Origin of the sequence: Pseudomonas sp. ICMP 460 (assembly GCF_002723595.1) — a bacterium.
GTDB lineage: Bacteria > Pseudomonadota > Gammaproteobacteria > Pseudomonadales > Pseudomonadaceae > Aquipseudomonas > Aquipseudomonas kitaguniensis.
In genome coordinates, this window is the sequence record NZ_LKBR01000046.1 from 106,920 (window position 1) to 133,918 (window position 26,999).

Sequence of the window (26,999 nt, forward strand, 5' to 3'; positions counted from 1 at the left end):
CTCAGGATTGCAGCGCGGCCATCGGGAGCAAGCCCCCTCCCACAGTTGCAATGCGCTCAACTGTGGGAGGGGGCTTGCTCCCGATGGCTATTTCAGCAACACCCAAAATGCCCTGCCCTGTCAGGGCATTTTGCCGTCTAAGATTCAACTTGCGACCTGCCACGCCGACAAACTGGCACTATCACGCCTAAATGACTCGCAGAGATAACGGCCATGTCCCTACGCACCCTACGTACCCAGCTCACCGCCCTCCTCCTGACCGTCAGTTGCTCGGCAATCGCCGACACACAAGTGCTGGACCTGAGTAACCGCACCAGCACCGACCTGCTGCCGGTCGCGCAGAACTTCATCGGCAAGGACGGCACCGTCAGCGCCTACGGCAACCAGCTGATCGTGAATGCCGCCCCCGGCAAAATCCAGGGCTTGCGCGCCCTGCTCTCACAGTTGGACACGCCCGCCAGGCGCCTGCTGATTACCGTCGACACCAACGAGAATAATCAGCAAAGCAGCGGCGACAGCCAGACCCGCATCATCAGCTACGGCACCACCAGCCGCGACGGCGGCGTGCAACAGATCCAGGCCAGCGAAGGCGTGCCCGCACTGATCCAGGTCGGCCAAAGCGTGCCATTGACCACCACCCAGCCAGACGCGTACGGCCGCCCGCAAAACCAGACGCAGTATCGCAACGTTACCCAGGGTTTTTACGTCACCGCCAGCGTCACCGGTGAGACCGTACACTTGGCTATCAGTACTAACCGTGACCGCATGAGCCAGGAACGTCCCGATGTAGTGAACGTTCAGAGTACCGACACAACCGTCAGTGGCCGCTTGGGCGAATGGATCCCGCTGGCCGGCATCAATCGCCAGACCCAAGCCGACAAAACCTCTACAACCCGCAGCTACTCTACTCAGGGCCGTGATGACCTGACGTTGCGGGTCAAGGTCGACAGCGTGAACTGAAGCGCCAAAAACTGACCGTCGAGTCGTATAAGACTAAAGATGTAGTGCTTTAAAAAAAGCACTACAAAACATTTGACGATCCAAAAAAGCCTGTGCATGATGGCCTCGCTCCCGCTAATCAGGGGCCCTGGCAAGGGCTCTCGGATCGTCGCTCTAAACTACCCACCTGAGCCGATTCGTGTCTGTACCGCCCACAAGGTGTGTTTGACGTTGGTTGCGACTGGAACGAAGTTGTCCCGAGGGACGGAAGCTAACCAGGTAACCCGGCCACACACTGATGGATCGTACAGAGGCCCACGACGCCCGAAGACCGTCCGCAGTTCGCCCTTACCTGCTCAACGCCGCCCCTTGAGCCTTTCGTTCATCCCGTCGCCACCCCCGCCAAACCCGACTTGAGCGCCCAAGCTTCTGGTCAGCGAGCCGCCATTGCCACGCACTGAATACGTGGCCGGCAAACGGAATTTTCAACCCAGTAGTTTTTTCCACAAAAGACGCGACGAGGTTTTTCCCCATGGCACTGACACGCGAACAGCAAATTGCAGCCCTAGAAAAAGACTGGGCTGAAAACCCACGCTGGAAAGGCGTGACCCGCGCTTATTCCGCTGCTGACGTCGTCCGCCTGCGTGGCTCGGTTCAACCTGAGCACACCTTTGCAAAACTCGGCGCCGACAAGCTGTGGAACCTGGTGACCCAGGGTGCCAAGCCTTCCTTCCGCCCCGATAAAGATTTCGTCAACTGCATGGGCGCCCTGACCGGCGGCCAGGCAGTGCAACAGGTAAAAGCCGGTATCCAGGCGATTTACCTGTCCGGCTGGCAAGTGGCGGCGGACAACAACTCCGCCGAGTCCATGTACCCCGACCAATCGCTGTACCCGGTGGACTCCGTGCCTACGGTGGTCAAGCGCATCAACAATTCGTTCCGGCGCGCCGACCAGATCCAATGGAAAGCCGGTAAAGGCCCGGGCGACGAAGGCTACATCGACTACTTCGCGCCAATCGTGGCCGACGCCGAAGCCGGTTTCGGTGGCGTACTGAACGCCTATGAACTGATGAAAAGCATGATCGAAGCCGGTGCTGCCGGCGTTCACTTTGAAGACCAGTTGGCCTCGGTGAAAAAATGCGGTCACATGGGCGGCAAAGTGCTCGTGCCAACTCAGGAAGCGGTGCAAAAGCTGACCGCTGCTCGCCTGGCCGCTGACGTTGCCGGCACGCCGACCATTATTCTGGCGCGTACCGATGCCAACGCGGCTGACTTGCTGACGTCGGACTGCGACCCGTACGACCAGTCGTTTGTGACGGGCGAACGCACCAAGGAAGGCTTCTATAAAGTACGTGCTGGTCTGGACCAGGCGATCTCCCGCGGCTTGGCCTATGCGCCGTACGCCGACCTGATCTGGTGCGAAACCGCCAAGCCGGACCTCGACGAAGCGCGTCGTTTTGCCGAAGCGATCAAAAAGGAATACCCGGACCAACTGCTGTCCTACAACTGCTCGCCGTCTTTCAACTGGAAGAAGAACCTCGACGACGCGACCATTGCCAAGTTCCAGCGCGAACTCTCGGCGATGGGTTACAAGCACCAGTTCATCACCCTGGCCGGCATCCACAACATGTGGCACAGCATGTTCAACCTGGCGCACGACTACGCCCGCAACGACATGACCGCCTACGTAAAGCTGCAAGAGCAGGAGTTCGCCGATGCGTCCAAGGGTTACACCTTTGTCGCGCACCAACAGGAAGTGGGCACCGGCTACTTCGACGACATGACCACCGTGATTCAGGGCGGCAGCTCGTCCGTTACCGCACTGACCGGTTCGACCGAAGAAGAGCAGTTCCACTGAGTAACGCTTGAGTACCTGCGAGTACGCAGATGAGTAAACGGCCATTGCGGGCCCGTTAAAGAGCTAACCGCAGTGCCGCACGATCTGACGCCCCAACTGGTTTGGGGCGTTTTTTTTTGCAACAGTTTTATCCGACAGGCTGCTAACCCGGTCAAACCACAGCAGGCCGTGCAGATGGGGCGCGTTGTTGAGCCTGCCGCACGGGCGATGGGTAACAACTAAACATGCCCTATTACAAAGAAACGGGCAAAATTGGCGCCTGATAAAATGGAGTGCAGGTATGAAGTTGCTCAAAGGCGTAATTCTGGGTGCTGTGCTGCTTGTCGTCAGCGCTGGCGCGCTGGGGCTTTTCTACATCCTCCCGCAACACGAGGTGGTGCTGATCACCGGCGGTGAGGTTAAACGGGTCGATCAGGATGGCGTGATCAATGCCGAGAACCCCGCGGACGGTCCGACTCGCGACGTTTACTTCATCAACACCGAGCACCCGGATTCCAAAGAGGTGATGGTGTATCGCAATGAAGACACCGGCTGGTCGTTCCCCTGGTACTTCAAGTTCGATTCTGCCGACATCCAGGCCAAGGCCCAGGGCTACTCGCGTAACGCTGAGCAATTGGCGCTCGTGCGGTACTACGGGTGGCGCATCAAGATACTCTCGGTGTTCCCGAACATCACCGACATTGAGGCCACCAACAGCCGTGAAGAACCCTTCCCCTGGTTCAATACGCTGTTCCTCGGCGTCATCGCGCTGGTGGTTATTGTCGCGGTGGTGTTGGTCAAACGTCGCCTGAAGCGGCGGCATCAAACCGTCGCACATTGAGCCAGGCATGACGGCATAAAACCCGCACAAGAAAAAGCCCCGCTCGAAAGACGGGGCTTTTTTTAACCCGATGGGTTAGCCGATGCTCACGCCATGCGCTTCAGCCAGCGGCTTCAAGCCGCCCGCAAAGCCTTGGCCGATCGCCTTGAACTTGAACTCTTCGCCGCTGCGATACAACTCACCGAACACCATCGCGGTTTCGGTGGAAGCGTCTTCGCTCAGGTCAAAACGTGCCAGCTCTTTGCCGTCAGCCTTGTTGACGACACGAATGAAGCTGTTGGAAACCTGACCGAAGGTCTGTTTACGCGCTTCGGCATCGTGAATGGTCACGGCAAATACCAGCTTCTTCACCAGCGGGGCCAGCGAAGTGAGCTTTACAGTCACTTGCTCATCGTCGCCTTCGCCAGCACCGGAGCGGTTATCGCCCATGTGCTCGACGGAGCCGTCAGCGGATTTTTTGTTGTTGTAAAAAATGAAGCTGTTGTCGTCGAGCACTTTGCCGTTTTCACCCACGACGAACACCGAGGCGTCGAGGTCAAACTCGGTGCCGTCGGTAACACGCGGGTCCCAGCCCAGGCCCACGACTACTTCAGTCAGCCCTGGAGCTTCTTTGGACAGTGAGACGTTGCCGCCTTTGGAAAGACTTACAGCCATGATCAGTTTCCTTGTTCTGGACGTAGGGTTTAGAAGCTCATGCCATACGAGTTGGCCAATGCCTTGAGGCCGCCGGCAAAACCCGAACCCACGGCACGGAATTTCCACTCGCCGTTGTTACGGTACAGCTCGGCGAAGATCATCGCGGTTTCAGTCGACGCATCTTCTGCGAGGTCGTAACGAACAATTTCAGCGCCGCTGACTTCGTTGACGACACGGATGAACGAACCACCCACTTGGCCGAAATTCTGCTTGCGTGCGTCAGCATCGTGAATGGTCACGGTGAAGGCGACGCGGTCGATGTCCGCAGGCACACGGCTCAGATCGATTTTCAGCACTTCATCATCGCCATCGCCGGCACCGGTGCGGTTGTCGCCGGTGTGCTCGATGGAACCGTCAGCGCTTTTGAGCTGGTTGTAGAAGATAAAGTCGGCATCGCCACGCACTTTGCCGTTGGCACCCAGCAGGAACGCGCTGGCGTCCAAGTCAAACTCAGTACCGTCAGTCGCGCGAGGATCCCAGCCCAGACCGATGAGGATCTTGGTCAGTGTTGGGTCGGTCTTCGAAAGAGACAGGTTGCCGCCTTTTTGAAGGGTCAGTGCCATGAGTACAACTCCTTGTGAGTCACTATTTGAGGTTACGATTTATCGGTTTCGGCTTCTTCTTTTTGAGGGAAGAGCACGCTGGCAAAAATACCGATGGCCAGAACAACCATAACGATGATCAAACTGGTGTTCGGATCAATGTTGTAGCCGTGATGGAAAATGTGGTCGGTCGCATTCAAGCCAAGTTTTACGGCAATGAAGAACAGCAGTGCGATGACGGCTTTTTCCAGGTGGACCAGATAGCGTTTCAAGGCTTCCAGCACAAAGTACATGGTCCGCAGACCCAGAATCGCGAAGAGCATTGCCGAGAACACGATCAATGGCTCGCGGCTGACTGCGATTACGGCCGGAACAGAGTCAAACGCAAACAGCACGTCGGAAACTTCCATCACCACCAGGCAGAGGAACAGCGGGGTGGCGAACAAACCACCTTTGGCGGCCAGCGACATGCCTGCGTTTTCTGGCTTGGTCAGCTCGGCTTCGAGGGTCTTGCGACGCACGAAGAAGTCATGGCCGTGCAATTTCGGCCACACCGGGAACAGTTTCTTGGCGAAACGGTAGGCCATGTGCTGGGAGTAATCTTCTTCTTCCTCGTCATCGCCACCGCTTCTGAGCATCATCACAGCGGTCCAGGCAACCACCAACGCAAACACCACTTCGACCCAAGGCCCAAGTGCCAGCAGGCCAGTACCGATGGCAACGAAGATCAGGCGGAACACGATGGCGCCGATGATGCCCCAGTACAGCACGCGGTGACGCAGACCATTAGGCACCTTGAACCAGGCGAAGATCGCCATGAATACGAACAGGTTGTCCACGCTCAGCACTTTTTCAAGGGCGTAACCGGTGATGAACAGCGTCGCAACTTCAGAACCGTGCTCGACGTACAGGAACCCTGCAAAGCCGAACGAGATGAGGATCCAGAACACCGACCAGGCCGAGGCACGTGCCAGGCTGATGGGCTGGTCACCACGGTGGGTAAACATGTCGAGAACCATTGCGCCAATCGCCAGCGCTACAAACACGGCGATGGTCAGCGGGGGGAAACCCAGGTGGCTAACTTCCACAGTAATGTTCCTTAGAGTTCAAAGTCAGCTGGGGGAAGGCCCAGCTCGAGACAAATCAAACGGCAAACGGCTTTTTCTTTGTCGTCGAAATTACCGTCCGACGCGCCAATGGCGCAGGCGACACGCACGAGCAAACGCCCGGCGCCGTCCTTGCCTTTGATTTTGCTGATGTTTTTCAGGGCTTCGGCCTGACCGATCTGAAAATCGAACTCGAACTTGGCACACGCGTCGTTGAACACGTTGATGACGTCGGTCAAGTTGAACACTTTCAGTTCGGGCGAGTTGCTGATAAAACCTGCCATCTTGGTTTTTTCGGCCGAAGAGACTTCACCATCGGCCGCCGCGACCATTGCACAACTGTTGGCGACGGCCTCCATGAACTCTCTGTTTTTGAACTTGGCCACCTCGGTGGTCAACTTCTCGCGGGCCAGCGCCGCATTCGTTTTCAGCCATGACAACATGTCGTTCACCTCAAGGGCGGGCCGGTGTGGCCCGCCATATTCAACTGCACGTTTAAAATAGGTTTATTTGGAACCTGCCGCCCAGCGCATGCCCCAGCCGTAGGCCTTGTCCATCGGTGCGTGGCCTTTGTGGAAGTCGACACGTCGGCTGACCTTGACGCTGCCGCCGACGTTTTCCAGCAAAGCGATTGCACACATGCCCAAGCGACCGCCCTCTTCATTCAAGCGAACTTCAATCGGCGGCTGACCGGGAACGTGGATGGTCACAACGCCATCGGTCTCGCGCCAGTTCGGTGCGCCTTCGTAAATGAAGGCGAATACCAGTACCCGGCGAATTTCACCCCAGTGTTTACCGTTGATATGCAGCCATTCGCCATCGCTGACGGCACCGGTACGGTCGTCACCTTTGAGTTGAATGTAAGGGTCGTAATCCAGTTCGCCAAAGCAGTTGCCCAGCGCCTGCACGACGCCCTTGGAGCCGTCCTGCAACTCGTAAAGGCAGCCGACATCCAGGTCGATCGAGGTATTGCGCGAGAAAAAACCGCCGCCGCCTTTGCCTTTGTTCCAGTTCAGATTGACTTTGATTTCGCCAAAGCCCTCGGACGTTTTTTCCAGGCTGATCGACGAGCGAGTCTTGTCCAGCGTGATTTTGCTCAGGCTGACCGAAGACTTCGGCGCCGCTGCAGGTGCGGGCACAGGCGCTGGCGCTGCTGCCGGTGCAGGCGTTGCGACCGGTGCAGGCGCCGCCACTTCAACACCAAAGTGCTTGGCCAGCGGCTCCAGGCCACCGGCAAACCCTTGGGCCACACAGCGGAATTTCCACTCGCCATGGCGACGATAAAACTCGCCGAGGATCAGCGCGGTTTCCTGCATGCCGGCGGTGGGTATCTGCGCCTCGATGCCGCCAGTGATGGTCAGCGCAAGCTGAGACACACGCTCGAAACGGGCCTTGTTCTCGTAAATGGTGGCGGTCAACGCGACTTTCTCGACCACCGCCTCAAGGCGCGACAGGTCAAGCGTGAACACCGCACGGCCCGCCGAGGACTCGGTCATTTGCACCGCGCCGGCGAGTACATTGGTCTGCCCGTAGAAACACATGTCGGTGTCGCCACGCACTTTACCGGAAGCCCCCAGCACAAACGCGGACACGTCGATGTCAGCATCGGCAATCGCCGAGTAGCTGATAGTGACCTGCACCTGAGCGCTGGTGACGGGCGCGTTTGCACCTGGCCCCAGGGTTGTCATGAGCGCACGGCCTGAACGGCGAGGTTGACCAGGTCGTCAGCGGTACGCCCCTTGGTCACTTGACCGATCGCCTTGAACTCCCAGCCGTCGGTGCCGCGCACCAGGCTCGCCATGACCACACCGGTGTGGCTGCCTTTTTCGGAAAGATTGAATCGCGCCAGTTCGGTTTTAGTGCTCGAATTGACGATGCGGCAATAGGCGTTGGCAATTTTTTCGAAGTTTTGCCCGGTGAAACTGTTCACCGTAAACACCAGCGATTTAACCGTGGCCGGCAGGCGTTGCAGGTCAACGTTGATGGTTTCGTCGTCGCCATCGCCTTCGCCGGTACGGTTGTCGCCGGAATGCTTGATCGAACCGTCGCGTGATTCCAATTGACGAAACCACACCAGGTCGATCGGTTGCAGGTCTGCATCAAACAGGATGCAGGATGCGTCCAGGTCGATTTCACCGCTGTTGCCCATCAATCGCCCCAGGAACCCGGCTTTTTCCGGATCCCAGCCAAGGCCAAGGCTGATCTTGGTCAGGCCACCACCGCCCGCGGTTTTTTCCAGCGAGATTGTTTGGTTTTTAGTCAGAGTCAGGGCCATTGGTACACTCCTTGTTGATCGTGGTTTTCGGGTAGGACCGACACGCGCAGTTGCGCGGTCATCCGGCCGCCTCAGCGAAGCGAATCGATTGATCGGTATGGCTGGTCTCGGCGTGCCGGATACCATGCCACTTGGCACGCTCGAGAATATTGGTTGCCCACTTAAGGTGAGTCGCTGGTTCGCACATTGCGTCATTGTGTTTGAAAACAGCCGGCGCAATCTCATTCAGCATTAATTTGGCACAATTTAAATCCTCAAGACTGACGCGCAAGCTGTCCTGAATGGTGTTGATCTGGCTTGGATGAATCGCGGTTTTACCCACCAGGCCGTGGGCAATATCCAGGCCCAACTCTTCCAGCAACAGGTGCGGTGTTGCCAACTGCTCGAATACCGGCGCAGTCAGCGCAAACCCCTGCGAACCCATGACGCCGGCCAGCATCGGGATCACATACCCCATGGGCGTGTTGTACAGCGTCATGGCCGGGTTACGCCTTAAACCCAGGCAACCGAGCAAGTCATTGCCGCCGATGCGCAGCGCGAGGATGCGCGAAAACAGGTTCTGGTGCAGCGCCTGGCCCAGTTCGACCATCGCCTGAGGGTTGAAGACGTCGCGGGTTTCCAGGGTCGGCATCAACAGAATCTGCGGGTTGGTAACCGCCAACTCCCAGGCACGCAGGTTGGACAAGCTCAACTTGGGCACGACAAAACCGTCGACATGCGCCATCAGCGGCCAGTCGTTCAGCACGGCGGCCATCTGCGAGTCACGCGGTCGCACGAACAGCATCGGGCCGTCATCCGCCCGCCCGCCCTGCTGCTCAATGGCGCTCAGTAAGCGGTGCAGGTTGCGCAACGCGGTGTCGACGTCGATTTCAGCCACCGCGTCCTCAAGGCACACCACCATCGAGCGCAGTTGCGGCAGTTTTTTACCCAACACCACGTCGAGGATGTCCTCGCGGGTGGCGGGCATGTAGAGCGTGGCGCCGAGGGCGTAAGGCGATATTTCAGGCATCAGCTCAAACTCCGGATGACCGTCACTGCACGGTAAGGGCCAAGCGCTGCGCCCACCGCCTCAACCGTCACGCCTGCGCGTTCGGTCAAGTGCATCAGCAACTGCACGTCCGGGTCACTCAGGTCGCGCACCAGTACGTGGTCCGGCACCCGGCGCAATACGGCCCGCGTGGCCTCGGCGATACCGGGCTTAACCCGGTTCAAATTGGTAATCTCAAAACGCGCGGCAATCACCTCGATCACCTGCAACGCCGCCGCCTGCAACTCAGCGCGTTGCGCTGGCGTCCATGGCGTGGCCGCAGCTACCGCCGGCAAGGCTTGGCGAATGGCGTCGATCTGGCTGACAAAATCGCGGGTTACGTCGTGTTCCTGCAGGTGGTCGTAGACCACACAACCATGCAACCCGCCCTCGGCAGGCCAGATGGAGCGCGAGACCAGACCAGACACCGTGGCGCCAAGAATGCCGGACGGGATAACCCAGTCTTCAGCCGACGCCGCCAGCCAGGCGCGCCCGCACGGGTCCGCCAGTACGACTAAACGCGGCTGCTCGGGAAACCGCGCGTCGCCCTTGAGGCTGCGCTGGATCTCGCCGGCGATGGCGCCCTTGCCGGTCCAGCCATCCACAAACACAATATTTTCGGCGCCGTGGGCAGCGATGACCGCCTGCAACGCAATCATGTCGATGCCGCGATCACGCACGATACTGATGCCGTAATGATGGGCATCACGCCCCAGGTCAACCAGCGCACGGCGCAACAGCACACCCAGCGGCAAGCCTGCACGCACGAAAGACACCAGCGCAATCGAAGGCCCGCTGCAGGCCTGGTCCAAAGCAAGCGCCAGGCACTGAACGTCGCCGGCCATTCTGGCCGCGTTCTGCTGCATGGCTTGCGCGTAGAGGGTTTTGTGAACCTGGGTCGGTGCTGACTCCTGGCTGATCATCTCCGAGTAATGTTTTTGTCGGGTCTGGATCAGGCGCTCTTTCTCATGCACCTCCGTCACTTCGATCTCGACGGGTTGCAACAGAAAAAGTACGTCGTCGGCCTGGTAGCTACCACTACCGACGGTGTTCAAATGGGCGAAGGCTTCACGCATGGATCATCGCCTCCACCACGTTGGCCAATTGGCTATGGGCCGGGGTCGCCCAAAAGTTGCACTCATTCATAAAGCCGAGGTCGGTGACGCTGTCGCCAAAGCCCAACACCGGGCGTTCGCCGTTAACCGCGCGGTCTCGACGCAGTAGCGCCTGCACCGCTTGGCGCTTGGCCAGGCCGTTGGGCAGAAACGCCAGGTTGTTGCCGTTGCCGTGGATGTGGAAGCCTTCCAGCAGGCCCCGCGCCTGAACTTCTGCGAGTACTGTTTGCAGCACCAAGTCGTCAGACTCGTTGTGCTTGGTCACCACATAGTTAAGCAAGCCCTGCTCTTCAACCACCCAGCCACGCAACGAAACACCGAGTTCTTCGCCGATGGCCAAGGTGGCTGCGCTGAGCGCGGGCAGACGCGCCTGGTAGGCGGCGAGCACATCGGTCATCTGCGCGTGCCAAGCGTGGTCCAGCGTGCCGTCGGGCTGCAGAATCACGCCGCCGTGGGAACACACCGCGCCCGCCACAAACGGCAGTTTCACACGGCTGTAGGCTTCAACGCTGCGCGCGGTCACCGGCACTACATCGGCCGACACCAGCAGCCATTCCACAAAGGTTTTTTGCACCGCACTCATGTAGCCGTTGGGTTGCCCGTCGACATCCACCGTCGCCGTATGCCGGGCACTGCCTTCAGCCATTTTGCGTGCGGTCTGGAACAAGGTGTCATCCAGGTCGATGAGTATCAGGGGGCGCTTACTGCTCATCGACGATGACCTCTGCGTGCAATGCATCTATTAACGCGGGCGCAACCGCTTCGGCAGGTGTTTCGCTGCAGATCAACACCCGCTCGAACTGGCCTGGCCGCACGTTGTAAAGAAAGTTGGGAATGCCCAGGCCATAGTTGTCGGAAAACGACAGTGCGTGGCCGATCTCGTGGCCCAAGGCGATTGGCGAGCGCGTGGTGGAGCTGAAATGCACGTCTGCCCCGGCCCGCTCAAGACGCTCGGCCAACAGGAACGGGCGCCACACAAACTCGCCAGTGCCGACCACCAGAATCCGCTCGCCCGGCTTGACCTGAATATCCGGCGCAAGCGTGTCAGCCACATGACGCACGCCCAAACGGCCCCAGTCGTTACGCGGATCAATCGGCCAGTCGCCGACCGCAACGGCCGCTACATCGGGCATGTGCGGCAGCGGTGCATTCACGTCTTCAAGGAAGCGGTAGCTGCCCTGCAGCAGCGACACCTCGTCGGCCGTCTCGCCAAGCACCTTGCGCACGGCGCCTTGCGACCAATCGGTGAGCACGCACGTGACCACCCGTTCTACCTTGCTCAGCCCGGCGTCTATCAGCGCGCGGTGCAGGTTGATGAAGGTCTTGCCGGTCGACGCTTCATCGTCCACCAGCACCAGCGAGCGCGCGTTTTGCATCATTTCGCGAATAGCCGGGTCGGTTGGCTGATGAATCAGGTGCGCACTGGCGTGGCTGTGTTCTTCTTCAAAACGCGCAAACATCTCGGTGCCCACCGGGTGCCGCGTGCTGACCAGATACACCGTGTCACTGCGGGTTTGGCTATACACCCGGTGCACGCCGGCGCCGAGGCCCACAGCGGTCTCGGCCATGCCGATCACCAGCACCGGCCCGGGCAAGTCTGCGGGGATCTTGGCCGCAAGGCTTGCGTAGCTCGCCTGCATGGCCGAGGGGCGCACAGGAATGTGCTTGCCCAACACCCGCGAGACGAACAGGAACGCGCGCTTGGGATTACGCCGCTCGGCGAAGCCGAATAATGACTCGGGTGCGAAGGTGGATGGGTCTACCTCAACTTCCATCAACCCGCGCGCAAGCTGCGCGCTGAGTCGATGGGCGAAGGGTTTGATAACTACTGATTCCATGTACGACGTTCCTAAAAGAGGCGGTTAAGTGAGCGCAACGCCTCTCACTACTTCTTCAAACTGGGTGCCTCTACGGATTTCTGGCTTCGATTCGCCAGAGCGAGGATTGAGCTTCACGGGCCATGTCCGAGGTCGAATACGTTCGGCCCGCTGATGATTTGGCCGGGGTAACGTGGCAGCCATCGAGGAAAGCCAACAGCAGGCCCGCCTTGACCGCGAAATTCATGTTTTGCGCGTCCGGCAAGGTCGACGTGACCATCGCGATAACCCCGCCGCTGCTGTCAAACAACGGGCTGCCACTTGAACCTGGCTGAATGGCTGCGGTGAACTGCAGCAAGCTGGCGTCGTTGTGTAACCCGAACAAGCTCGACACACCGCCCTGGGTCACGTGAACACCGCCACCGGCGAGGCCCGCCATCGGAAACCCCAAGGCAATCACTGATTCGCCCAACGCGCATCCCGCGCTTTCCTTGAAGCGCACTGGCGACAGCGGCGGGCACTCTTGAATACGTAACAGGGCAATATCGTTGCGTTGATCGACCACCACCACTTCAGCGCGGTAGCGGCCGGCAAAAGAGGCAATGTGCAGTTCCTGCATGCCCTCGATGACATGCGCGCAGGTCATGACGTGACTGGGTGAAACGGCAAAACCGGTGCCGGTGGCAGAATCCCGGTTTGTTGCAGAGTCACTTGAATGCGGGCGACGATCAGGGTGTGCGTCGTTGATGCTGATGCCCATGCGCCGGCCCATCGCAGCCAGGCCGTAGGCCGAACCTTCGGCGAGCGCGCGGAACTTCCACTGATCGTTACGTTTATAAAACTCCCCGATGACAATGGCCGATTCGCCGTTGTTGCGCAAATCCAACTGCAGCTCGACGTCGTTGTCGACCTGTAGCTGCAATGACTTGAGTTCGCTGACGGGGCCTGCTGCGGCAAACGTATACACCACCAGCAACAGCCCTTCACTGCCGCCAGGCAGCGCCGACAAATCCAGGGAGCAGCCAACGCAGGCTGGGTCGCCGCACCACTCCATCCACTTCTGAGTGATTTGGAACAGCGCAGCATCGCCCGTCGGCAGGCGCTTGTCGGTGACCGGGATTAACGCGACGGCAGCGTATTCACCGAAGGCGCTGGCGTGACCGGATTTGAGTGTCCATGCAGTGTTTACACCTGAAATAGCGGTGTTTGCTCCGGGTGTAAGCACCTTCATCCTAACCTTCCCTGTTCGATGTGGCGGCGATTATGCCAATACATCCACAATCATTCACCCTTTGCATAGCACCGTCATATCAGGAAGCCGCAAGCACAGCAACCGTGATCGGCTTGACGCGTACGCCCTCGACCCAGCGGCTAATCGGCTCCGGCAGGCCCAAGCGACGAGTGGCAAATATGCCCGGCAGGTTTACCCCGGTCGCGCGCGTGTAGCCTATCCCACCGGAATAGCGCGGGTTGATCTCCAGCAAGTGCGGCACACCTGCATCATCGTCGCGCGTTTGCACGTTGACCAAGCCGTCGCACTGAAAATGCGCCGCGGCCTTGAGCGCCAGCGCCACGGCGGCGGACTCGCGCTCGAAGGTCTGATGCACGCCCTGTTTTCGCCTGCCCACAAATGCGACGGGCTTGCCCGCCTCACACACCATGTCCACCGAACACTCGCTGCCGGCCAGGTACGGCATGACCAGCATGGGCACGCGCTCTGCCGCAGCCGAATACAAACTCAGGTAGGTTTGAAAATCGACTTCGCGCGCGTCCGGGTTTTCCAGGCAGCGGAACGGGTCGGCGGCCGATTTGAACCGCCAGAAACCCTGGCCATAAATGCCGACCACAGGCTTGATGCAGACCTCGCCCTGGCTCGACAGCAGCGCATGGGCCGCTGCCAGTTGCTGGGCATTGGTCACGGTGATAGCCGGCGTGCAGGCCAGGCCGGCGCGTTCCGCTTCGGCTGTGAACAGGCTTTTATCGTCGACCTTGTTAAAGGTATCCATGCTCAGGCCGCCGGTGACAAGGCACACACCTGCGGCCTCGAATCGGCTGCGTGCGGCTTCATATTGACTGCCGGTGCGCCCCGCGACGACGACTTTAATGCGCTGTTCAACGGCCGTTTCAAGCACCCAGTCAATACGCTCGTCGGGGTCCAGCGGTTCTTGAAAGGCGACGTCGGCTTGCCCGGTGATCTCGGGCCGATCCTGACGGTGAGAAGCGAACACCTTCACACTCGCCGGTAACGCCTCGCGCGCGCCGATAATAATCTCGCGTTGGCTGGATTGACCTTCAAGAAACCAGATCACGTGGGCGCTCCTCAATGAACATCGGCGAAACCTGCCGCACCGTATGGGCAGCAGTTCTGAATGGCAGGTAATTTTTCCCACACCTTAACGGACATCATGCAAAAGGCTACTTAATTCCTGTTTCGCCGTGTCACCGAGCACCCAATGCCGCGAACGTGTAACGGGCTGGCGGCCCAAGGCCTTTTTTGGCCAAACATTGATCCAGCGCAGCATCCCGCTGCGCAAAATCACTTAAAAGATGGTTTTTACCAACTTGCACCACGCGCGCAAGTAACGACAACTTTCCCCGCTAAACACCGCCCTGCTGTTTAAAACCCACGCAAACAATATTCATTATCATTTAGAACATGAAAACTGCGCTGTCGAACAAACAAAACTTAATTACTCAAAAACCCGCTAACGCCCGCCCCGCATGGGCCAAAGCCCCAAGAAGGTGCACTATGTGCTTATTCCATCGAATAATTTCGCTCTCGGAATTTTACTTGCCCGGTGTTTAGCCATAAAATCACCGCGATTGATTGCAGTGCGACATATCGTCACTGCCTCGTTACTTTTTCGAGCTCAGAGGCTTTTGCTCTCTGTTAAGGATTTCCAGCATGACCGAAGCGACAGGACTCATCGCCCACAACTGGGGCTTTGCCATTTTCCTCCTCGGTGTTGTGGGCCTTTGCGCCTTCATGCTCGGTGTCTCCAGCCTTCTTGGGTCAAAAGCCTGGGGGCGCAGCAAAAATGAACCGTTCGAGTCCGGCATGCTGCCCACAGGTGGCGCCCGCTTGCGGCTCTCAGCCAAATTCTATCTGGTCGCGATGCTCTTCGTGATCTTCGACATCGAAGCCCTTTTTCTCTTTGCCTGGTCTGTGTCTGTCCGCGAAAGCGGCTGGACCGGATTCGTCGAAGCCCTCGTTTTCATAGCAATTCTGTTGGCAGGCCTTGTCTACCTATTTCGAGTGGGCGCCCTTGATTGGGCTCCGGAAGCTCGTCGCAAGCGGCAAGCGAAGCTGAAACAATGAGGCTTTGGCGATGCAATACAATCTCACCAGGATCGACCCGGATGCTCCTAACGAGCAGTACCCCATCGGCGAACGGGAAACCGTTTCCGACCCGTTAGAAGACCAAGTCCACAAAAACATCTACATGGGCAAGCTCGAAGACGTGCTGAGTGGCGCGGTTAACTGGGGGCGTAAAAACTCCTTGTGGCCGTACAACTTTGGCCTGTCGTGCTGCTACGTGGAAATGACCACTGCCTTCACGGCGCCCCACGACATCGCGCGCTTTGGCGCCGAAGTTATCCGGGCCTCGCCGCGTCAGGCCGACTTCATGGTTATCGCCGGCACCTGCTTCATCAAGATGGCGCCGATCATTCAGCGCCTCTACGAGCAAATGCTTGAACCGAAGTGGGTTATCTCCATGGGTTCGTGCGCCAATTCCGGCGGCATGTATGACATCTACTCGGTGGTTCAGGGCGTGGATAAATTCCTGCCCGTGGACGTCTACGTGCCTGGCTGCCCGCCTCGCCCTGAAGCATTTTTGCAAGGCTTGATGCTGTTGCAGGAATCGATTGGCAAGGAGCGTCGCCCGTTGTCCTGGGTTGTCGGTGATCAAGGCGTGTACCGCGCCGAGATGCCGTCACAAAAGGAACAGCGCCGCGAACAGCGTATCGCAGTCACCAACCTGCGCAGCCCCGACGAAGTCTGATCCAGCACCGCTTCTTATATAGAACGAAAACCTGGCTTCATTCTTTACGTTGACCCAAAGCGATAAAAAACCATGACTACAGGCAGTGCTCGACGCATCCCGCCTTATAAGGCAGACGACCAGGATGTGGTCGTCGAACTCAATCACCGTTTTGGCCCTGAGGCCTTCACCGCCCAGGCCACGCGCACCGGCATGCCGGTGCTGTGGGTGGCGCGCGCCAAGCTCGTCGAAGTCCTGAGCTTCCTGCGCAACCTGCCCAAGCCTTACGTCATGCTCTATGACCTGCATGGCGTGGACGAGCGCTTGCGCACCAAGCGCCAAGGGTTGCCGAGCGGCGCCGATTTCACCGTGTTCTACCACCTGATGTCGCTGGAACGTAACAGCGACGTGATGATCAAGGTTGCGCTGAGCGAAAGCGACCTGAGCGTACCCACCGTGACTGGCATCTGGCCCAACGCCAACTGGTACGAGCGCGAAGTCTGGGACATGTTCGGCATCGACTTCCCGGGCCACCCGCACCTGTCGCGCATCATGATGCCGCCGACGTGGGAAGGTCACCCGCTGCGCAAGGACTTCCCTGCCCGCGCGACTGAATTCGACCCGTTCAGCCTGACCCTCGCCAAACAACAGCTGGAAGAGGAAGCCGCGCGCTTTCGCCCTGAAGACTGGGGCATGAAGCGTTCCGGCACCAACGAGGACTACATGTTCCTCAACCTTGGCCCGAACCACCCTTCGGCGCACGGTGCGTTCCGTATCATCCTGCAACTGGACGGCGAAGAAATCGTCGACTGCGTGCCGGACGTCGGTTACCACCACCGTGGTGCCGAAAAAATGGCCGAGCGTCAGTCCTGGCACAGTTTCATCCCGTACACCGACCGTATCGACTACCTCGGCGGCGTGATGAACAACCTGCCGTACGTGCTCTCGGTCGAGAAGCTGGCCGGTATCAAGGTGCCGGACCGCGTAGACACCATCCGCATCATGATGGCCGAGTTCTTCCGCATCACCAGCCACCTGCTGTTCCTGGGTACGTATATTCAGGACGTCGGCGCCATGACCCCGGTGTTCTTTACCTTCACCGACCGTCAGCGCGCCTACAAGGTGATCGAAGCGGTGACCGGTTTCCGCCTGCACCCGGCCTGGTATCGCATCGGCGGCGTGGCCCACGACCTGCCGAACGGTTGGGAGCGGTTGGTCAAGGAATTCATCGACTGGATGCCCAAGCGTCTGGACGAGTACCAGAAAGCCGCGTTGGACAACAGCATTCTCAAGGGCCGTACCATTGGCGTCGCGGCCTACAACACCAAAGAGGCCCTGGAATGGGGCGTCACTGGTGCCGGCTTGCGTTCCACCGGTTGCGATTTCGACCTGCGTAAAGCACGCCCGTACTCCGGCTACGAGAACTTCGAATTCGAAGTGCCGCTGGCGGCCAACGGCGATGCCTACGACCGTTGCATCGTGCGCGTTGAAGAAATGCGCCAGAGCCTGAAGATCATCGAGCAGTGCATGCGCAACATGCCGGCCGGCCCGTACAAGGCGGATCACCCGCTGACCACGCCGCCGCCGAAAGAACGCACGCTGCAGCACATCGAAACCCTGATCACGCACTTCCTGCAAGTTTCGTGGGGCCCGGTAATGCCGGCCAACGAATCCTTCCAGATGATTGAAGCGACCAAGGGTATCAACAGTTATTACCTGACGAGCGATGGCGGCACCATGAGCTACCGCACCCGGATTCGTACCCCAAGCTTCCCGCACCTGCAGCAGATCCCTTCGGTGATCAAAGGTGAAATGGTCGCGGACCTGATTGCGTACCTGGGTAGTATCGATTTCGTTATGGCCGACGTGGACCGCTAAGCATGAATAGCACGCTTATCCAGACAGACCGTTTCACCCTGAGTGAAACCGAGCGCTCGGCCATCGAGCACGAGCTGCATCACTACGAAGACCCGCGCGCGGCGTCGATCGAAGCCTTGAAGATCGTCCAGAAGGAACGTGGCTGGGTGCCGGACGGCGCCCTCTACGCCATCGGCGACATGCTCGGCATTCCGGCCAGCGACGTGGAAGGCGTGGCGACGTTCTATAGCCAGATCTTCCGCCAGCCGGTGGGCCGCCACATTATTCGCGTGTGCGACAGCATGGTCTGCTACATCGGTGGCCACGAGTCGGTGGTCAGCGAAATCCAGGCCAAACTGGGCATCGGCCTCGGCCAAACCACCGCCGACGGCCGCTTCACGCTGCTGCCGGTGTGCTGCCTGGGCAACTGCGACAAGGCGCCGGCGTTGATGATCGACGACGACACATTCGGTGACGTGCAGCCTGCTGGCGTGACCCAATTGCTCGAGGGCTACCCATGACCCTGACTTCCTTTGGCCCGGCCAACCTGATCAAGCGTTCGGCCGAGACCCACCCGCTGACCTGGCGCCTGCGTGACGACGGCGAGGCGGTATGGCTCGACGAATACCAGGCCAAGAACGGTTACGCGGCGGCGCGCAAAGCCTTCGCCGAGATGGCCCAGGACGACATCGTCCAGACCGTGAAAGACGCCGGCCTTAAAGGTCGCGGCGGTGCTGGCTTCCCCACCGGGGTGAAGTGGGGCCTGATGCCCAAAGACGAATCCATCAACATCCGCTACCTGCTGTGCAACGCGGATGAGATGGAGCCGAACACCTGGAAAGACCGCATGCTGATGGAGCAACTGCCCCATCTGCTGATCGAAGGCATGTTGATCAGCGCCCGTGCGTTGAAAACCTACCGTGGCTACATCTTCCTGCGCGGCGAATACACCACCGCCGCCAAGCACCTCAACCGTGCCGTGCAAGAAGCCAAAGCCGCTGGCCTGTTGGGCAAGAACATCCTCGGTTCGGGTTTTGACTTCGAACTGTTTGTGCACACCGGCGCCGGGCGCTACATCTGCGGCGAAGAAACCGCACTGATCAACTCCCTTGAAGGCCGCCGCGCCAACCCGCGTTCCAAGCCGCCCTTCCCTGCCGCCGTTGGCGTTTGGGGCAAGCCGACGTGCGTGAACAACGTTGAAACCCTGTGCAACGTGCCGGCGATCATCGGCGACGGCGTGGAGTGGTACAAATCGTTGGCCCGCGAAGGCAGTGAAGACATGGGCACCAAGCTCATGGGCTTCTCCGGCAAGGTCAAGAACCCTGGCCTGTGGGAGCTGCCGTTCGGCGTGACCGCACGCGAGTTGTTCGAGGACTACGCCGGCGGCATGCGCGACGGCTACACCTTGAAAGCCTGGCAGCCAGGCGGCGCCGGCACCGGCTTCCTGCTGCCCGAGCACCTCGACGCACAAATGTATGCCGGCGGCATCGGCAAGGTCGGCACCCGGATGGGTACTGGCCTGGCGATGGCCGTGGACAACACCGTGAACATGGTGTCGTTGCTGCGCAACATGGAGCAGTTCTTCTCCCGCGAATCCTGCGGTTTCTGCACCCCATGCCGCGACGGTTTGCCGTGGAGCGTGAAGCTGCTGATGGCCCTGGAAAACGGCGAAGGCCGCGAAGGTGACATTGAAACCTTGCTCGGTCTGGTCGGTTTCCTCGGCCCTGGCAAGACCTTCTGTGCTCACGCGCCGGGTGCCGTGGAGCCATTGGGCAGCGCAATCAAATACTTCCGTTCGGAGTTCGAAGCCGGCATCGCGCCTACCAGCGCTGCCGTCCCGCCTCTGGCGAGGCCGATCGTAGTCGGCGCGTAACGCATAACCTGGCGCAGGGTCCGTGCCCTGCGCCTGCTCATGTGCTGACGCCGTAAAGGCTGTGTAGGTGCACATGAATAACAAGATTCCATTAGCCACGCCCGCTGACAACGGGCCAACGAAGACCTTTGAACCATGGCCACTATCCACGTAGACGGCAAAGCGCTCGAAGTCGATGGGGCGGACAACCTGTTACAGGCATGTCTGTCACTCGGCCTCGACATCCCGTATTTCTGCTGGCACCCAGCGCTTGGTAGCGTCGGTGCCTGTCGCCAGTGTGCGGTCAAGCAATACACCGACGAGAACGACACCCGTGGTCGCATCGTCATGTCGTGCATGACGCCAGCCACCGACAACACCTGGATCTCCATCGAAGATGAAGAGTCCAAGGCGTTCCGCGCCAGCGTTGTCGAATGGCTGATGACCAACCACCCTCACGACTGCCCGGTCTGTGAGGAAGGCGGTCACTGCCACCTGCAAGACATGACGGTGATGACCGGCCACAACGAGCGCCGTTATCGTTTCACCAAGCGTACCCACCAAAACCAGCAACTCGGCCCGTTCATTTCCCACGAAATGAACCGCTGCATCGCCTGCTACCGTTGCGTACGCTTCTATAAAGACTACGCTGGCGGCACCGACCTCGGCGTCTTCGGCGCCCACGACAACGTGTACTTCGGTCGCGTTGAAGACGGCGTGCTCGAAAGCGAGTTCTCGGGCAACCTCACCGAGGTCTGCCCGACCGGTGTGTTCACCGACAAAACCCACTCCGAGCGCTACAACCGCAAGTGGGACATGCAGTTCTCGCCGAGCATCTGCCATGGCTGCTCCAGCGGCTGCAACATCTCGCCGGGCGAGCGCTACGGCGAACTGCGCCGCATCGAAAACCGCTTCAACGGTTCGGTCAACCAGTACTTCCTGTGCGACCGTGGCCGCTTCGGTTATGGCTACGTCAACCGCGAAGACCGCCCGCGCCAGCCGCTGCTGGCCGATGGCGCCAAGCTGAGCCTCGACGCTGCGCTGGATAAAGCCGCCGAGTTGCTGCGCGGTCGCAACATCGTCGGCATCGGTTCGCCGCGCGCCAGCCTCGAAAGCAACTACGCGTTGCGCGAGCTGGTCGGCGCCGAGCACTTCTACTCGGGTATCGAAGCCGGTGAACTGGAGCGTATCCGCCTGGTCCTGCAAGTACTGAACGACAGCCCGCTGCCGGTTCCGAATATGCGCGACATCGAAGACCACGATGCGATTTTCGTGCTCGGTGAAGACCTCACACAAACCGCCGCGCGTATCGCCCTGTCGCTGCGCCAGTCGGTCAAAGGCAAGGCCGAAGACATGGCCGACGCCATGCGCGTTCAGCCGTGGCTTGACGCTGCGGTGAAAAACATCGGCCAGCACGCGCTGAACCCGCTGTTTATCGCAAGCCTGGCGGAAACCAAGCTCGACGACATCGCCGAAGAATGCGTGCACGCAGCGCCGGACGACTTGGCCCGCATCGGTTTTGCCGTGGCCCACGCCCTCGACGCCAGCGCGCCTGCGGTTGAAGGCCTCGACGCGCAAGCCGTGGAACTGGCCCAGCGCATCGCCGACGCCTTGCTCGCGGCCAAGCGCCCATTGATCATCGCTGGCACCTCGTTGGGTTCCAAGGCGCTGATCGAAGCGGCTGCCAACATCGCCAAAGCCTTGAAGCTGCGTGACAAGAACGGCTCGATCAGCCTGGTTGTGCCGGAAGCCAACAGCCTCGGCCTGGCCATGCTCGGTGGCGAGTCACTGGACGCCGCCCTGCAAAGCGTGATCGACGGCACGGCCGACGCTATCGTGGTGCTGGAAAACGACCTGTACACCCGCACGGATTCGGCCAAGGTCGACGCCGCGCTGGATGCCGCCAAGGTGCTGATCGTCGCCGACCACCAGAAGACCGCCACCAGCGACCGTGCCGACCTGGTGCTGCCAGCCGCCTCTTTCGCCGAAGGCGACGGTACGCTGGTCAGCCAGGAAGGCCGCGCCCAGCGCTTCTTCCAGGTGTTCGATCCGAAATACATGGACGCCAGCATTCTGGTTCACGAAGGCTGGCGCTGGCTGCATGCCCTGCGCGCGACCTTGCTGAACCAGCCGATTGACTGGACCCAGCTCGACCACGTCACCGCAGCCGTCGCCGCCAGCGCGCCGCAGCTTGCGCGTATCGTCGACGCCGCACCGTCCGCCGCGTTCCGTATCAAGGGCCTGAAACTGGCGCGTGAACCGCTGCGTTATTCTGGCCGTACCGCGATGCGCGCCGACATCAGCGTGCACGAACCGCGTACGCCACAAGACAACGACACCGCGTTCGCCTTCTCCATGGAAGGCTATTCGGGTTCGGTCGAACCGCGTCAACAGGTGCCGTTTGCCTGGTCGCCGGGTTGGAACTCGCCGCAAGCCTGGAACAAGTTCCAGGACGAAGTCGGTGGTCACATCCGCGCGGGCGACCCGGGCACTCGCCTGATCGAAAGCGCTGGCGACTCGCTGAACTGGTTTGCCGCGGTACCGCGTCCGTTCAACCCGGCGCAAGGCACCTGGCAGGTTGTGCCGTTCTACCACTTGTTCGGCAGCGAAGAGACCTCTTCCAAAGCCGCGCCGGTGCAAGAGCGCATTCCAGAAGCGTATGTGTCGGTGGCCAAGTCCGAAGCCGACCGCCTGGGCGTCAACGACGGTGCCCTGCTCAGCCTGAGCGTGGCGGGCCAGACCCTGCGTCTGCCGCTGCGCATCAACGAAGAGTTGGGTGCTGGCCTGGTTGCATTGCCAAAAGGCCTGGCCGGTATTCCGCCGGCGATCTTTGGCAAAACCGTTGACGGTCTGCAGGAGGCAGCGCAATGACCTGGTTCACCCCTGAAGTGATCGACGCGATCATCTCGGTCGTCAAGGCCATCGTGATCCTGTTGGCCGTGGTGGTTGCGGGCGCTTTGCTCAGCTTCGTCGAACGACGTTTGCTGGGCTGGTGGCAGGACCGTTACGGCCCGAACCGCGTTGGCCCGTTTGGTATGTTCCAGATCGCCGCCGACATGCTCAAAATGTTCTTCAAGGAAGACTGGACGCCGCCGTTTGCCGACAAGGTGATCTTCACCCTGGCACCGGTGGTGGCCATGAGCGCCTTGCTGATTGCCTTCGCGGTTATCCCGATCACCCCGACCTGGGGCGTCGCGGACCTGAACATCGGTTTGCTGTTCTTCTTCGCCATGGCCGGTTTGTCGGTGTATGCGGTGCTATTCGCCGGTTGGGCCAGTAACAACAAGTTTGCCCTGCTGGGCAGCTTGCGGGCGTCGGCGCAAACCGTGTCTTACGAAGTGTTCATGGGCCTCGCGCTGATGGGCATTGTGGTGCAGGTTGGCTCGTTCAACATGCGCGACATCGTTGAGTACCAGGCGCAGAACCTGTGGTTCATCATTCCGCAGTTCTTCGGCTTCTGTACCTTCTTCATCGCTGGCGTCGCGGTGACTCACCGTCACCCGTTCGACCAGCCGGAAGCGGAACAGGAACTGGCTGACGGTTACCACATTGAATACGCCGGCATGAAATGGGGCATGTTCTTCGTTGGCGAATACATCGGCATCATCTTGATCTCGGCCTTGCTGGTCACGCTGTTCTTCGGCGGCTGGCACGGACCGTTTGGCATCCTGCCGCAACTGGCATTCCTGTGGTTCTTCTTGAAGACCGCGTTCTTCATCATGCTGTTCATCCTGCTGCGCGCCTCTATTCCGCGCCCGCGCTATGACCAGGTGATGGATTTCAGCTGGAGATTCTGCCTGCCGCTGACCCTGATCAATTTGCTGGTGACGGCTGCTGTGGTGTTGTTGAACACGCCAGCGGCTGCGGTTCAGTGAGGATTTGACCCATGTTCAAATATATTGGCGACATCGTTAAGGGTACTGGTACCCAATTGCGCAGCCTGGTGATGGTGTTCGGTCACGGCTTTCGCAAACGCGACACCCTGCAATACCCGGAAGAGGCGGTGTACCTGCCGCCGCGCTATCGCGGCCGCATCGTACTGACCCGCGACCCCGATGGCGAAGAGCGTTGCGTTGCCTGCAACCTGTGCGCCGTGGCGTGCCCGGTGGGTTGCATCTCCCTGCAGAAAGCTGAAACCGAAGACGGTCGCTGGTACCCGGACTTCTTCCGCATCAACTTCTCGCGCTGCATTTTCTGCGGCCTCTGCGAGGAAGCTTGCCCGACCACCGCGATCCAGCTGACACCGGATTTCGAGATGGCCGAGTTCAAACGTCAGGACCTGGTGTACGAGAAAGAAGATCTGCTGATCTCTGGTCCCGGTAAAAACCCTGATTACAACTTCTATCGTGTTGCAGGTATGGCCGTTGCCGGTAAGCCGAAAGGCGCCGCACAAAACGAAGCCGAGCCGATCAACGTGAAGAGCTTGCTGCCTTAAGGAAGAAAGATGGAATTCGCTTTCTATTTCGCATCGGGTATTGCAGTGGTGTCCACGCTCCGCGTGATCACCAACACTAACCCCGTGCACGCCCTGCTCTACCTGATCATTTCGCTGATCGCCGTGGCCATGACCTTCTTCAGCCTCGGCGCACCGTTCGCCGGTGTGCTGGAAGTGATCGCCTACGCCGGCGCCATCATGGTGCTGTTCGTGTTTGTGGTGATGATGCTTAACCTCGGCCCGGCGTCGGTTGCCCAGGAACGCGTCTGGCTCAAGCCCGGCATCTGGCTCGGCCCGGTCATCCTGGCAGCGTTGCTGCTGGCTGAACTGCTGTATGTGCTGTTCGCTCACCAGAGCGGCCAGGCCATAGGCCACACCACCGTGGACGCAAAAGCCGTGGGCATCAGCCTGTTCGGCCCGTACCTGCTGGTGGTCGAACTGGCTTCGATGCTGCTGCTGGCTGCAGTCATCACCGCCTTCCACTTGGGCCGCAACGAAGCCAAGGAGCAATGACGATGCCTGCTATCCCTTTGGAGCATGGTCTGGCGGTCGCCGGCATCCTGTTCTGCCTTGGCCTGGTCGGCCTGATGGTTCGCCGTAACATTCTGTTCGTGTTGATGAGCCTGGAAATCATGATGAACGCCGCTGCACTCGCGTTCATCGTAGCGGGCGCACGTTGGGGCCAGCCGGATGGGCAAGTCATGTTCATTCTGGTGATCAGCCTGGCAGCCGCCGAGGCCAGTATTGGTCTGGCGATCCTGCTGCAGCTGTATCGTCGCTTCCACACGCTTGATATCGACGCTGCCAGTGAGATGCGCGGATGAACATGATCTTTCTGACTTTCGTATTTCCCCTGATCGGTTTCCTGCTGCTGTCGTTCTCTCGCGGGCGCTGGTCGGAAAACCTGTCTGCCTTGATTGGCGTGGGCTCCATTGGCTTGTCGGCGATTGTTGCCGCCTATGTCATCTGGCAATTCAACGTAGCGCCGCCCGAAGGCGGTCACTACACCCTGGTGCTGTGGCAGTGGATGTCGGTTGAGGGCTTCAAGCCCAACTTCGCCCTCTACGTCGACGGCTTGTCGATCACCATGCTCGGCGTGGTCGTCGGTGTGGGCTTTTTGATCCACCTGTTCGCGTCCTGGTACATGCGCGGTGAGGCGGGTTACTCGCGCTTCTTCGCCTACACCAACCTGTTTATCGCGAGCATGCTGTTTTTGGTGCTCGGCGATAACCTGTTGTTCCTGTACTTCGGTTGGGAAGGCGTGGGCCTGTGCTCGTACCTGTTGATCGGTTTCTACTACAGCAACCGCAACAACGGTAACGCGGCGCTCAAGGCGTTTATCGTCACGCGCATCGGCGACGTGTTCATGGCCATCGGCCTGTTCATCCTGTTCCAACAAGTGGGCACGCTGAACATCCAGGAACTGCTGGTGCTGGCACCGCAGAAATTCCAGGTCGGTGATTTCTGGATCACCCTCGCCACCCTGATGCTGCTGGGCGGCGCCGTGGGTAAATCCGCGCAACTGCCGCTGCAAACCTGGCTGGCAGATGCGATGGCTGGCCCTACCCCGGTTTCTGCACTGATTCACGCGGCAACCATGGTAACGGCGGGCGTTTACCTGATCGCGCGTACTCACGGCCTGTTCACCCTGGCGCCGGACATCCTGCACCTTGTAGGCATTGTCGGCGGCGTGACGCTGGTACTGGCAGGTTTCGCCGCGCTGGTCCAAACCGACATCAAGCGTATCCTCGCCTACTCGACCATGAGCCAGATCGGCTATATGTTCCTGGCCCTCGGCGTTGGCGCCTGGGACGCGGCGATTTTCCACCTGATGACGCACGCGTTCTTCAAGGCCCTGTTGTTCCTCGCTTCGGGTGCGGTGATCGTTGCCTGCCACCACGAGCAGAACATCTTCAAGATGGGCGGCCTGTGGAAGAAACTGCCACTGGCCTACGCCAGCTTCATCGTCGGCGGCGCCGCACTGGCTGCCCTGCCATTGGTGACCGCAGGTTTCTACTCGAAAGACGAGATCCTCTGGGAAGCGTTTGCCAGCGGTAACCAGAACCTGCTGTACGCAGGCCTGGTGGGTGCATTCATGACCTCGCTGTACACCTTCCGCCTGATCTTCATCACCTTCCACGGTGAAGCCAAGACCGAAGCGCACGCAGGCCACGGCATCTCCCACTGGTTGCCATTGTCGGTGCTGATCGTTCTGTCGACGTTCATCGGCGCCCTGATCACCCCGCCACTCGCCGGTGTACTGCCGGAAAGCGCCGGGCATGCCGGTGGCGCTGCCAAGCACAGCCTGGAAATCGCCTCGGGCGCCATCGCCCTGGCCGGTATCCTGCTGGCGGCGCTGTTGTTCCTCGGCAAGCGGCGCTTGGTTACCGGCGTTGCCAACAGTGGCATCGGCCGCTTCCTGTCGGCCTGGTGGTTCGCTGCCTGGGGCTTCGATTGGCTCTACGACAAACTGTTCGTCAAGCCGTACCTTGCAATCAGCCATGTACTGCGCAAAGACCCGCTCGACCAGACCATTGGTTTGATCCCGCGCGCCGCCAAGGCCGGTCATACCGCCCTGAGCCGCAGCGAAACCGGCCAATTGCGTTGGTATGCAGCGTCCATGGCGATCGGTGCCGTGCTGGTGATCGGCGCCATCGTAGTGGTAGCGGTCTGATAT

The 26,999-nt window shown here is 59.8% G+C and carries 26 protein-coding genes; 14 read left to right on the top strand and 12 right to left on the bottom strand.

The genetic code is table 11. From position 1 onward, the window contains the following. Nucleotides 1-213: 213 nt before the first annotated feature. The 3 genes from AO240_RS23130 to AO240_RS23140 all read left to right on the top strand — a co-directional run bounded on the left by AO240_RS23130 (nucleotide 214) and on the right by AO240_RS23140 (nucleotide 3,617). The gene (locus AO240_RS23130; RefSeq protein ID WP_099239549.1) at nucleotides 214-960 is read left to right on the top strand and encodes a secretin N-terminal domain-containing protein; all 747 of its coding nucleotides are present in this window, start codon (nucleotides 214-216) and stop codon (nucleotides 958-960) included. Between the two features lie 511 nt (nucleotides 961-1,471). Then, entirely contained in the window at nucleotides 1,472-2,797 is a 1,326-nt protein-coding gene (gene aceA / locus AO240_RS23135) for an isocitrate lyase (protein ID WP_099239551.1), read from the top strand. A 280-nt stretch (nucleotides 2,798-3,077) separates the two neighbouring features. After that, nucleotides 3,078-3,617: a DUF1523 family protein gene (locus AO240_RS23140; RefSeq protein WP_099239553.1), complete on the top strand. Its 540-nt coding sequence runs from the start codon at nucleotides 3,078-3,080 to the stop codon at nucleotides 3,615-3,617. 75 nt (nucleotides 3,618-3,692) lie between these two features. On the opposite strand, the gene AO240_RS23145 is transcribed toward AO240_RS23140, so the two are convergent. From AO240_RS23145 to AO240_RS23200, 12 genes are all read right to left on the bottom strand, one after another. Next, on the bottom strand, nucleotides 3,693-4,271 hold the full coding sequence (locus AO240_RS23145) for a TerD family protein (RefSeq protein ID WP_099239555.1): 579 nt from the start codon (nucleotides 4,269-4,271) through the stop codon (nucleotides 3,693-3,695). 29 nt (nucleotides 4,272-4,300) lie between these two features. Then, complete coding sequence (locus AO240_RS23150) at nucleotides 4,301-4,876, bottom strand: TerD family protein (RefSeq protein ID WP_099239557.1); 576 nt, start codon at nucleotides 4,874-4,876, stop codon at nucleotides 4,301-4,303. Between the two features lie 32 nt (nucleotides 4,877-4,908). Continuing rightward, nucleotides 4,909-5,943: a TerC/Alx family metal homeostasis membrane protein gene (locus AO240_RS23155; RefSeq protein WP_099239558.1), complete on the bottom strand. Its 1,035-nt coding sequence runs from the start codon at nucleotides 5,941-5,943 to the stop codon at nucleotides 4,909-4,911. A gap of 11 nt (nucleotides 5,944-5,954) precedes the next feature. After that, complete coding sequence (locus AO240_RS23160; protein ID WP_099239560.1) at nucleotides 5,955-6,404, bottom strand: tellurite resistance TerB family protein; 450 nt, start codon at nucleotides 6,402-6,404, stop codon at nucleotides 5,955-5,957. A 63-nt stretch (nucleotides 6,405-6,467) separates the two neighbouring features. After that, entirely contained in the window at nucleotides 6,468-7,649 is a 1,182-nt protein-coding gene (locus tag AO240_RS23165; RefSeq protein WP_099239562.1) for a TerD family protein, read from the bottom strand. After that, nucleotides 7,646-8,236: a TerD family protein gene (locus tag AO240_RS23170; protein ID WP_099239564.1), complete on the bottom strand. Its 591-nt coding sequence runs from the start codon at nucleotides 8,234-8,236 to the stop codon at nucleotides 7,646-7,648. Before AO240_RS23170 ends, AO240_RS23165 begins: the two co-directional genes overlap by 4 nt. A 58-nt stretch (nucleotides 8,237-8,294) precedes the next feature. Beyond that, the gene (locus AO240_RS23175) at nucleotides 8,295-9,245 is read right to left on the bottom strand and encodes an HpcH/HpaI aldolase/citrate lyase family protein (RefSeq protein ID WP_099239566.1); all 951 of its coding nucleotides are present in this window, start codon (nucleotides 9,243-9,245) and stop codon (nucleotides 8,295-8,297) included. Beyond that, nucleotides 9,245-10,339, bottom strand: coding sequence for a cysteine protease StiP family protein (locus tag AO240_RS23180; protein ID WP_099239568.1), 1,095 nt, complete (start codon nucleotides 10,337-10,339; stop codon nucleotides 9,245-9,247). The genes AO240_RS23175 and AO240_RS23180 overlap by 1 nt, the downstream gene beginning before the upstream one ends. Beyond that, a complete protein-coding gene (locus tag AO240_RS23185) occupies nucleotides 10,332-11,090 on the bottom strand; it encodes a trehalose phosphatase (protein ID WP_099239570.1) in 759 nt (252 codons plus the stop codon). Before AO240_RS23185 ends, AO240_RS23180 begins: the two co-directional genes overlap by 8 nt. Continuing rightward, nucleotides 11,080-12,216, bottom strand: a complete 1,137-nt coding sequence (locus AO240_RS23190; protein WP_099239572.1) for a phosphoribosyltransferase domain-containing protein — start codon at nucleotides 12,214-12,216, stop codon at nucleotides 11,080-11,082. The genes AO240_RS23185 and AO240_RS23190 overlap by 11 nt, the downstream gene beginning before the upstream one ends. 70 nt (nucleotides 12,217-12,286) lie before the next feature. Further along, the gene (locus tag AO240_RS23195; RefSeq protein ID WP_099239574.1) at nucleotides 12,287-13,426 is read right to left on the bottom strand and encodes a trypsin-like peptidase domain-containing protein; all 1,140 of its coding nucleotides are present in this window, start codon (nucleotides 13,424-13,426) and stop codon (nucleotides 12,287-12,289) included. Between the two features lie 79 nt (nucleotides 13,427-13,505). Further along, entirely contained in the window at nucleotides 13,506-14,504 is a 999-nt protein-coding gene (locus tag AO240_RS23200; RefSeq protein WP_099239576.1) for an ATP-grasp domain-containing protein, read from the bottom strand. Between the two features lie 596 nt (nucleotides 14,505-15,100). On the opposite strand from AO240_RS23200, the gene AO240_RS23205 reads away from it, so the two are divergent. From AO240_RS23205 to nuoL, 11 genes are all read left to right on the top strand, one after another. Next, nucleotides 15,101-15,514, top strand: a complete 414-nt coding sequence (locus tag AO240_RS23205; RefSeq protein ID WP_015372409.1) for an NADH-quinone oxidoreductase subunit A — start codon at nucleotides 15,101-15,103, stop codon at nucleotides 15,512-15,514. Nucleotides 15,515-15,524: 10 nt separating this feature from the next. Next, nucleotides 15,525-16,199, top strand: a complete 675-nt coding sequence (locus tag AO240_RS23210; protein WP_003174719.1) for an NADH-quinone oxidoreductase subunit B family protein — start codon at nucleotides 15,525-15,527, stop codon at nucleotides 16,197-16,199. A gap of 72 nt (nucleotides 16,200-16,271) precedes the next feature. Further along, nucleotides 16,272-18,056: an NADH-quinone oxidoreductase subunit C/D gene (gene nuoC / locus AO240_RS23215; protein ID WP_099239578.1), complete on the top strand. Its 1,785-nt coding sequence runs from the start codon at nucleotides 16,272-16,274 to the stop codon at nucleotides 18,054-18,056. 2 nt (nucleotides 18,057-18,058) lie between these two features. Then, nucleotides 18,059-18,556: an NADH-quinone oxidoreductase subunit NuoE gene (nuoE, locus tag AO240_RS23220; protein WP_058415518.1), complete on the top strand. Its 498-nt coding sequence runs from the start codon at nucleotides 18,059-18,061 to the stop codon at nucleotides 18,554-18,556. Next, nucleotides 18,553-19,908 carry an NADH-quinone oxidoreductase subunit NuoF gene (nuoF, locus tag AO240_RS23225; protein ID WP_058415519.1) on the top strand — a complete coding sequence of 452 codons (1,356 nt, stop codon included), beginning with the start codon at nucleotides 18,553-18,555 and terminating at the stop codon, nucleotides 19,906-19,908. Before nuoE ends, nuoF begins: the two co-directional genes overlap by 4 nt. A gap of 135 nt (nucleotides 19,909-20,043) precedes the next feature. Next, nucleotides 20,044-22,758, top strand: coding sequence for an NADH-quinone oxidoreductase subunit NuoG (nuoG, locus tag AO240_RS23230; protein WP_099239580.1), 2,715 nt, complete (start codon nucleotides 20,044-20,046; stop codon nucleotides 22,756-22,758). Then, nucleotides 22,755-23,762 carry an NADH-quinone oxidoreductase subunit NuoH gene (nuoH, locus tag AO240_RS23235; protein WP_058415521.1) on the top strand — a complete coding sequence of 336 codons (1,008 nt, stop codon included), beginning with the start codon at nucleotides 22,755-22,757 and terminating at the stop codon, nucleotides 23,760-23,762. Before nuoG ends, nuoH begins: the two co-directional genes overlap by 4 nt. Before the next feature lie 11 nt (nucleotides 23,763-23,773). Then, nucleotides 23,774-24,322: an NADH-quinone oxidoreductase subunit NuoI gene (gene nuoI / locus AO240_RS23240; RefSeq protein ID WP_003174725.1), complete on the top strand. Its 549-nt coding sequence runs from the start codon at nucleotides 23,774-23,776 to the stop codon at nucleotides 24,320-24,322. A gap of 9 nt (nucleotides 24,323-24,331) precedes the next feature. Next, a complete protein-coding gene (gene nuoJ / locus AO240_RS23245) occupies nucleotides 24,332-24,835 on the top strand; it encodes an NADH-quinone oxidoreductase subunit J (protein WP_058415522.1) in 504 nt (167 codons plus the stop codon). Between the two features lie 2 nt (nucleotides 24,836-24,837). Beyond that, nucleotides 24,838-25,146, top strand: coding sequence for an NADH-quinone oxidoreductase subunit NuoK (gene nuoK / locus AO240_RS23250; protein ID WP_003174727.1), 309 nt, complete (start codon nucleotides 24,838-24,840; stop codon nucleotides 25,144-25,146). Further along, nucleotides 25,143-26,996: an NADH-quinone oxidoreductase subunit L gene (gene nuoL, locus AO240_RS23255; RefSeq protein ID WP_099239582.1), complete on the top strand. Its 1,854-nt coding sequence runs from the start codon at nucleotides 25,143-25,145 to the stop codon at nucleotides 26,994-26,996. The genes nuoK and nuoL overlap by 4 nt, the downstream gene beginning before the upstream one ends. The last annotated feature ends 3 nt before the right edge of the window (nucleotides 26,997-26,999 follow it).